Source organism: Bathymodiolus heckerae thiotrophic gill symbiont (assembly GCF_900128515.1).
GTDB lineage: Bacteria > Pseudomonadota > Gammaproteobacteria > PS1 > Pseudothioglobaceae > Thioglobus_A.
Genome location: NZ_FQTP01000068.1, coordinates 1 through 7775, shown reverse-complemented (window position 1 = coordinate 7775; position 7775 = coordinate 1). Strand labels below are relative to the sequence as shown.

Below are 7775 nucleotides of genomic sequence, written 5' to 3'. Positions count from 1 at the left end.
GGGGTACTAAAAAGAGTGCATGATTTGTGAATCTGATTTACGTGTTGTCTTCATTTGAATCTCCTTATGTTTTTATTATAAGAAAGTTCTACTTTTACTGAGTGTTAATTTTTGGGAGGATTACATTCAGTTTCATACCTATTAAGACTCAAGCCTTTAAGAAAATGCTGAATTATGTTAAACTTCTTAGTACCAATCTTTTGGTTAACCCTCTGCGACTTTCCCGAGCTGTTAGAGGGTTTTTTCTTATTTTGTTTCGACATTTAATGGTCCTCCGTCTGTATTAAGTATGTTGTTATGCTTTTGAGCATCATTTAAATCAGATTCTTTGTAATGTGTTATTTGTCCTAACAAGCCAGAATCTATACGCTTGTTAATATCATCATCAAGATGAGTTGTTTTGCTCTGTATCCAGTAATCCGCTTATCATATTGATTTCTCCTTGGTCTCGCCTGTGTGACTAAAGGTGTTGTTTTCAATATAACTTTGCAAGTCAGATAATCGGTATCTAGCTAAATTTCCGAGCTTTATGAATGGAATCTGTAGACCAGTTCCAGTGTGCCTGCTATTTGCCAGCGACTTAGATTTCATTCCAAGTAGTTTGCTTGCCTGATTGGTGTCAAATAATTCTTCGACCATTTGGATACTCCTATATAAACAATTAAAAATCTGTTCAAAACTATTTACATCTGTTTTGGCACTGTCTACAGTATCCAAGGTTGGGTTTCTGTTACAAACAGTAACCAAAATTAGTTGGAGAGTTTAGTAAAATCCTATTTCTGACAGCATTTAAATTTCGAAAACAGTCCAGTTTACGAAATTAAATTTAGATTTATTATGTCGACTATTATTACAAGGAGGTTTGTTTTATGAAGTTTTGGTAATCGTATATATAATCTCTTAGCGTTGACCTTGCTGGTAAATCTCCATCTTCAGATTTTGGAACAAGCAGGTCTTTATATTTATCGTACTGCTTATTGTCATCTATAAATTATTTTGGATTTTTTTTATCTGAAGGAGTGTTTTCATAGGCTGTTATCACAACTCTTGCATTATGGAACGCTGACCACTTTCTGTGGTTATTATTGTAATCTTCAATATTGCTTTTTGATTCTGTATTTTTCAGGCTTTCATCGCTATTAACAAGCTTGGTAAAACCAACACTAATTGACCACTCAATGAACTCACTAACATTAACAACAAAGCCCCAAGACTCCTGAGAATCTGTTGCTGAGAAGTGTAGATTACTTCTGTTTAGTGCTGTCATTTCAAATGAATCAGTGAAGCATCTTCTCATTCTTGTTATTGGGCAAATACTTCCTTGACTGTAGGGGTCGTGATTCGGTTCATAGTCTGGCTCAAATTCAGGGTTATCTCTCAAAAATCCTGTAGGCAGGTTCAGTAGCAGAAATAAAGCCTCAATTCTTGTAATATAGCTAATACTATGTAATGTAGGCTAGGTGATATGGTTATTATTACTCGACATTAAACTCATAACAACAGTCTCCCAATAGTTTATACATTCAAGCCAATTTCCATTCTTATCTCGTTTAATAAAATTATTCAATTCATCTTGGATTATTTGCAAAGAGTCCTGTTGTTTAATAAGTGTAACTTGTTTCATTTGATTTGCTTCAATATGCAATCAGTAATTTTATTCATAGGTTTGCGCAATCGCTCCATGTCCGTAATAATGTATCCGCCAGTAACATCACGCTGGTCTTTGTGGTTTAGTAGCTGCTTAAGTGCGTAGGTGTTGATGTCTAAACTTTCAGCAATAGTAATAAAGGTTCGTCGCAAGTCGTGAAGATTGAAGTACACGCCACTAATCTTTCTAACCTTGTCGAGTTGTTTCTTTGGGTCGTTCAATGGCTTGTCTAATGTTGTGCCTTGAAAGATGTATGGACTCTTAGATTTTCTACGCTCCAACACCTCTAACAAGAAAGGTGTAAGAGGTAATGAATGAGGCTCGTGGTTCTTTGTGTCTTCGATGGTTAAAGAATGGTCTTTGAAGTCTATATTGTCCCACATAAGGGTTGAAGCTTCACGCCTACGCAAACCTGTGAACAGGATGAATAAGAACAAATCTCGGCAAACCTCTGCCGTGTTAGGCTTCTTACTATTTAGCTGATGTTGTGGCAATTCCATTACAGTGTCATACCACTTCTTTAGGTCATAGGTTTTGATAACTGTCTGTTTGCGCTTCTCACGATTCTAGGCTTTAATATGGCTTAATCTTGAGACAGGATTGTGGATAAAAATAGGGTTGCCTGCGCCATCTTCATATTCACCCATAGCATAATTAAAATAAGCTCTCAACTGACGCATTACAGTATTAGCCCTTGTGGGCGATTGCTTGGTTATTTTTCGATGCTTTCTCTCAACCATATCACGAGTAATTTCAGTAATAGGTTTGTCTGCCCAATCTTTAGGATAGTTATTAAACGCACTTACATAGCCTTTTTTTGTATTATCTTTGAGATTTGTGCCACGGCTTCTGACATAGTCATTGAACACCTGCCCAAGAGTGATTTTTCTGATGGCTTCCTCTTCCGCAAGTTTGTTTGGATTGATGCCTTCACTAATTAAGTTGAGTGTCTTGATGGCTTTAACTCTTGCTTGTTGGATTGTCATCTCTGGATAGCGCCCAAGAGTGACTTTAGTAGTTCTCTTGTTAATACGCTTCTGAACAAAGAAAGATTTAACTGAATTACTTGTAACACGTAAGCTTAATCCGACTGTATTTGAATCGTGATAGCAAGGGCGTGTAGAGCCTTTTGGAATTACAATCTTATCGAGAAAGTTCTTAGTAAAACTAACAGTTTCTTTGGCAGGCATAGTTATAATCAATCGTCAGGGCTACAAATATTTCACCTAAGTATTGCTACAACAGCGCTTAAGAAAACTCTCGGGCTACATATGAGCATTATTAGTACAGGTTTAGAATTGTCTAAAGCAGTTTTACAATCCTGTTAAAATACTGATATAAAGGTATAAATAGGCGTTGATTGGATTATATCGTAAACCAATGGAAACCACGAATATCATTTTCATAATGCCGGGGTCGGTGGTTCAAGTCCACCTATAACCACCGTCCATTCAAATGCCTCATTTATTGAGGTGTTTTTTTGTCTAGTTTTTAGTGAAATTTATTTTCGACAGATTCAATTTTATCTGCAATCCAACTGTACGGTAGTGTTGCAATGATAGCTACAGGCACCAGCGATAACTTTATCTCTCTAATTTTATTGACTAAGTTGATATATCTAATCTTATCCATTTTTAAAACCTTTAAAAATCATCCTTATGTTTAGTTGGTCGTTGGCCATATTACACCATTATTTTTTCAATTAAATTGATATAAATCAATAATTTAAAGAATATTATAATATTCTTATGTTTAAGCGTAAAAAATATGTATATAAAGATTTTTGTTGCTAATATGAGGTGTAAACCCGGTTTACCTTTTAAAACAAAGGCTTACGGGCGTCCTTGATAATTGAGTGATTTTTGAGTATAATTGTTTTCTTTTGCATTCAAGGAAATTTAATATGCCATCACGCAGAGATCTAGCAAACGCGATTCGCGCCCTAAGTATGGACGCAGTTCAAAAAGCAAATTCAGGCCACCCGGGTGCACCAATGGGTATGGCAGATATTGCTGAAGTGCTTTGGAACGACCACATGAAGTACAACCCAACAAGCTCTAAGTGGGCTGATCGCGATCGCTTTGTTTTATCAAACGGCCACGGTTCAATGTTGATGTACTCATTATTGCATTTGTCTGGTTTTGAGTTAAGCATGGACGATATTAAAGATTTCCGTCAATTACACGCTAAAACAGCTGGCCACCCTGAGTATGGTTATGCTGAAGGTATTGAGACAACAACTGGCCCATTAGGCCAGGGTATTACTAATGCTGTTGGCATGGCAATTGCTGAGCGCACATTAGGTGCACAATTTAACAAGCTAGGCCATACGATTGTTGATCACAATACTTACGTATTTATGGGTGATGGTTGTTTAATGGAAGGCTTGTCACATGAATCATGTGCAATGGCTGGTACATTAGGTTTAGGTAAATTAATCGCATTCTGGGACGACAACGATATTTCAATTGACGGCCACATTGGCGATTGGATGGAAAAAGGTGTTCCAGGACGTTTCAATTCATACGATTGGCACGTTGTTGCAGTTGATGGCCATGATGCAGACGCAATCAGCAAGGCTATTACAGAAGCTAAAGCAGTAACTGACAAGCCATCTTTAATCTGTTGTAAGACAGTGATTGGTTTCGGTTCACCTAACTTAAGCGGTACACACGATTGTCACGGCGCACCATTAGGTGACGAAGAAATCGCAGCAACGCGTAAACAATTAGGTTGGACTGCAGCACCATTTGAAATCCCTGCAGACATCTACGCAGGCTGGGATCATAAAGAGCAAGGCGCTACTGATGAAGCAGCTTGGAATGATACATTTGCAGCATATGCAGCAGAATTTCCTGAAGATGCAGCTGAGTTTGAGCGTCGTATGGCAGGCACATTGCCGGCTAACTTTGAAGTTGAAATGGATAGCTTCATTGCTAAAACTCAAGACGAAATGCCAAATATTGCATCTCGTCAAGCATCTCAACGTGCAATTGAAGCAATGGGCCCATTATTACCAGAAATGTTTGGTGGTTCAGCTGACTTAACAGGCTCTAACCTAACTAACTGGTCAGGTACTGTTAAAGTTAACGCTGACAATGCAAACGGTAACTACATCTCTTGGGGTGTTCGTGAGTTTGGTATGGCACACATGATGAACGGTATGGTTCTTCATGGTGGTTTTAAAGTTTACGGCGCAACATTCTTCATGTTTATGGAGTTCATGCGTAATGCGTTGCGCATGTCTGCACTAATGAAGATCGGTACAATTTATGTTTACACACATGACTCAATCGGTTTGGGTGAAGACGGTCCTACGCATCAGCCAGTTGAGCAACTAGCAACTATGCGCATGATTCCTGGTTTCCATTCATGGAGAGGTTGTGATGCAATCGAATCTGCAGTATCTTGGAAGATGGCAATGTTGCGTGGCGATGCGCCAACAGCATTAGTGTTCTCGCGTCAAGCGTTAACGCCACAGCCTAGAACAGCTGAGCAAGTAGCAAATATTGAAAAAGGTGGTTACGTACTTAAGGATTGTGACGGCGCTGCTGATATTATCTTTATCGCTACGGGTTCTGAAGTTGGTTTAGCAGTTGAAGCTGCACAAGCGATGGATGCAAACGTACGTGTTGTTTCTATGCCTTGTACGAATGCTTATGATGAGCAAGATCAAGCATACAAAGATTCAGTATTAACACTAGGCGTTAAGCGCGTTGCTATTGAAGCTGGCGTTGGTGATGCATGGTACAAATATGTTGGCTTAGATGGCGGCTTGGTATGCATGACAACCTTTGGTGAGTCAGCACCAGCAGTAGATTTATTTAAAGAATTTGGCTTTACGGTTGACAATGTTGTTGCAACTGCAAAGAAAGTTTTAGGCTAAATAAAATTAACTCAAACTGAGTTGTTATAACTCGGTTTGAATTTGTAAGAATTTATGTCAATTGACATAAACATTTAAAAAGTAAAAGGAGTAAAAAAATGACAATTAAAGTAGGTATTAACGGTTTTGGTCGTATCGGTCGCATGGCATTTCGTGCAATTAAGAAAGATTTTCCAGAATTAGAAGTAGTCGGTATTAACGACTTATTAGAAAATGATTACTTAGCATACATGCTTAAGTACGATACTGCACAGGGTCGTTTCGATGGTGAAGTAGCGGTTGAAGGTAATAACTTTATTGTTGATGGCGAGAAGATTCGTCTTTCTGCTGAGCGTAACCCTGCAGATCTTAAGTGGGATGAAGTTGGTGCTGAAATCGTAATTGATTGCACAGGTTTCTTCTTAACTGAAGAGTCTTGTCAAGCACATATTGATGCTGGTGCTAAGAAAGTTGTTCAATCAGCTCCTTCTAAAGACGGTACGCCAATGTTTGTATACGGTGTTAACCATTCTGAGTACGCAGGTCAAGCAATCGTTTCAGCCGCATCATGTACAACTAACTGTCTAGCACCAATTGCTAAAGTTATCGATGATAACTGGGGCTTAAAGCGTGGTTTAATGACGACGGTTCATGCATCTACAGCAACACAGAAGACTGTTGACGGTCCTTCAATGAAAGATTGGAGAGGTGGTCGTGCAGTATTTGAGAACATAATCCCTTCATCAACAGGTGCTGCTAAGGCAGTAGGTGTTGTATTGCCACAGCTTAACGGCAAGTTAACAGGTATGGCTTTCCGTATTCCTTCAGTTGACGTTTCAGTTGTAGATTTAACTTGTGAGCTTGATAAGCCTGCAACTTACGAAGAAATTTGTGCTGCAATGAAAGAAGCTTCAGAAGGTTCAATGAAAGGTACATTAGGCTACACTGATGAATCGGTTGTTTCTTCAGACTTCCGTGGTATTAGCCAGTCTTCAATCTTTGATGCTGGTGCTGGTATTGCACTTGATGACACGTTCGTTAAGGTTGTATCTTGGTACGATAACGAGTATGGTTACACATGTAACATGCTTCGTTTAGTTGAGCACATCGCTTAACAATTAAATTACGGCCCGCTTTTGCGGGCCGTTTTTAATATGCCAGATTTAATCATCAAAGACTCTCAGCTTAGTGTTGAAGAAGTTATTGAAAAATTAAAAGAAGCAGTTCCAAACAATAAGTTTGGAATTTTGCATTCTTACGATATTAAACAAACATTGGCCAGTAAAGGCCAGGAAATGACAGAATTTTGTCATGTGTTTGAAATTTGTAACCCAGTGGTTGCAAAGAATATCCTCGAGGAGGATATGGATTTGGCAAGTGTATTACCTTGTCGAATCTCGGTATATACTAAGGATGGCGTCACCAAAGTTGGAATGGCGTCACCCACTAAACATATAGCTCAGCTGACTACTAAAGACATGTCTTCAATAGTAGAACCAGTAGAGCAGGCATTGATCAATATCATTGATCAGTCCATTGCATAAATAACTAGGAGAAAATTATGTCAGTTATCAATTTATCAGATCTAGATCTTAGCTCTAAAAAAGTATTAATTCGTCAAGACTTAAATGTGCCAATTAAAGATGGCGTTGTAACGAGTGACAAGCGTATTAAAGCTTCTGTACCAACCATTAAAATGGCAATGGCACAGGGTGCAAAAGTAATGCTTATGTCACACTGTGGTCGCCCAACAGAAGGTGAGTATAGTGATGAGTTTACTTTGCAGCCAGTTGCAGATCGCTTAACTGAAATTCTTGGCGTTACAGTACGTTTAGAAAAAGATTGGTTGAATGGTATTGAGATGAATGACGGTGAAGTTGTTTTATGTGAAAACGTACGTTTTAACGAAGGCGAAATGGCTAACGATGATGCACTATCAAGGCAAATGGCTGCAATGTGTGACATCTTTGCTATGGATGCATTTGGTACTGCACACCGTGCACAAGCTTCTACACACGGTGTCGCTAAATTTGCACCAATTGCTTGTTCAGGCCCACTACTTTCAGGCGAACTTGAGGCATTAGGCAAGGCATTAGATAATCCTAAGCGTCCAATGGTTGCGATTGTTGGCGGTTCTAAAGTATCAACTAAGTTAACAGTTTTAGAGTCTTTATCTAAAATTGTAGATCAGCTAGTTGTTGGCGGCGGTATTGCTAATACTTTCATTGCAGCACAAGGTCACAATGTTGGTAAATCATTATA

8 protein-coding genes are annotated in these 7775 nt (G+C 38.7%); 4 read left to right on the top strand and 4 right to left on the bottom strand.

Annotated elements, in window-relative coordinates:
• Positions 1–426 precede the first annotated feature (426 nt).
• The 4 genes from BTHERMOSOX_RS08130 to BTHERMOSOX_RS08115 all read right to left on the bottom strand — a co-directional run bounded on the left by BTHERMOSOX_RS08130 (position 427) and on the right by BTHERMOSOX_RS08115 (position 2838).
• Positions 427–639, bottom strand: a complete 213-nt coding sequence (locus BTHERMOSOX_RS08130) for a helix-turn-helix domain-containing protein (protein WP_138120588.1) — start codon at positions 637–639, stop codon at positions 427–429.
• 352 nt (positions 640–991) lie between these two features.
• Entirely contained in the window at positions 992–1297 is a 306-nt protein-coding gene (locus BTHERMOSOX_RS08125; protein WP_138120587.1) for a hypothetical protein, read from the bottom strand.
• Positions 1298–1620: 323 nt separating this feature from the next.
• Positions 1621–2148, bottom strand: a complete 528-nt coding sequence (locus BTHERMOSOX_RS08120; RefSeq protein ID WP_138120586.1) for a tyrosine-type recombinase/integrase — start codon at positions 2146–2148, stop codon at positions 1621–1623.
• A 66-nt stretch (positions 2149–2214) separates the two neighbouring features.
• Entirely contained in the window at positions 2215–2838 is a 624-nt protein-coding gene (locus BTHERMOSOX_RS08115; RefSeq protein WP_138120585.1) for an Arm DNA-binding domain-containing protein, read from the bottom strand.
• Positions 2839–3551: 713 nt separating this feature from the next.
• Here BTHERMOSOX_RS08115 and tkt point away from each other — a divergent pair.
• From tkt to pgk, 4 genes are all read left to right on the top strand, one after another.
• Positions 3552–5534, top strand: coding sequence for a transketolase (gene tkt / locus BTHERMOSOX_RS08110; protein ID WP_138120584.1), 1983 nt, complete (start codon positions 3552–3554; stop codon positions 5532–5534).
• A 98-nt stretch (positions 5535–5632) separates the two neighbouring features.
• The gene (gene gap, locus BTHERMOSOX_RS08105; RefSeq protein WP_138120583.1) at positions 5633–6628 is read left to right on the top strand and encodes a type I glyceraldehyde-3-phosphate dehydrogenase; all 996 of its coding nucleotides are present in this window, start codon (positions 5633–5635) and stop codon (positions 6626–6628) included.
• Between the two features lie 39 nt (positions 6629–6667).
• Positions 6668–7057, top strand: coding sequence for a DUF302 domain-containing protein (locus BTHERMOSOX_RS08100; protein WP_138120582.1), 390 nt, complete (start codon positions 6668–6670; stop codon positions 7055–7057).
• Between the two features lie 17 nt (positions 7058–7074).
• Positions 7075–7775: phosphoglycerate kinase (gene pgk / locus BTHERMOSOX_RS08095; protein ID WP_138120581.1), on the top strand; the 701-nt coding region annotated here is incomplete at its 3' end.

Bases quoted from the DNA above. Each gene is read 5' to 3' on its own strand.
- BTHERMOSOX_RS08130 (WP_138120588.1), bottom strand. From the start codon at position 639: ATGGTCGAAGAATTATTTGACACCAATCAGGCAAGCAAACTACTTGGA.
- BTHERMOSOX_RS08125 (WP_138120587.1), bottom strand. From the start codon at position 1,297: ATGAGAAGATGCTTCACTGATTCATTTGAAATGACAGCACTAAACAGA.
- BTHERMOSOX_RS08120 (WP_138120586.1), bottom strand. From the start codon at position 2,148: ATGGAATTGCCACAACATCAGCTAAATAGTAAGAAGCCTAACACGGCA.
- BTHERMOSOX_RS08115 (WP_138120585.1), bottom strand. From the start codon at position 2,838: ATGCCTGCCAAAGAAACTGTTAGTTTTACTAAGAACTTTCTCGATAAG.
- tkt (WP_138120584.1), top strand. From the start codon at position 3,552: ATGCCATCACGCAGAGATCTAGCAAACGCGATTCGCGCCCTAAGTATG.
- gap (WP_138120583.1), top strand. From the start codon at position 5,633: ATGACAATTAAAGTAGGTATTAACGGTTTTGGTCGTATCGGTCGCATG.
- BTHERMOSOX_RS08100 (WP_138120582.1), top strand. From the start codon at position 6,668: ATGCCAGATTTAATCATCAAAGACTCTCAGCTTAGTGTTGAAGAAGTT.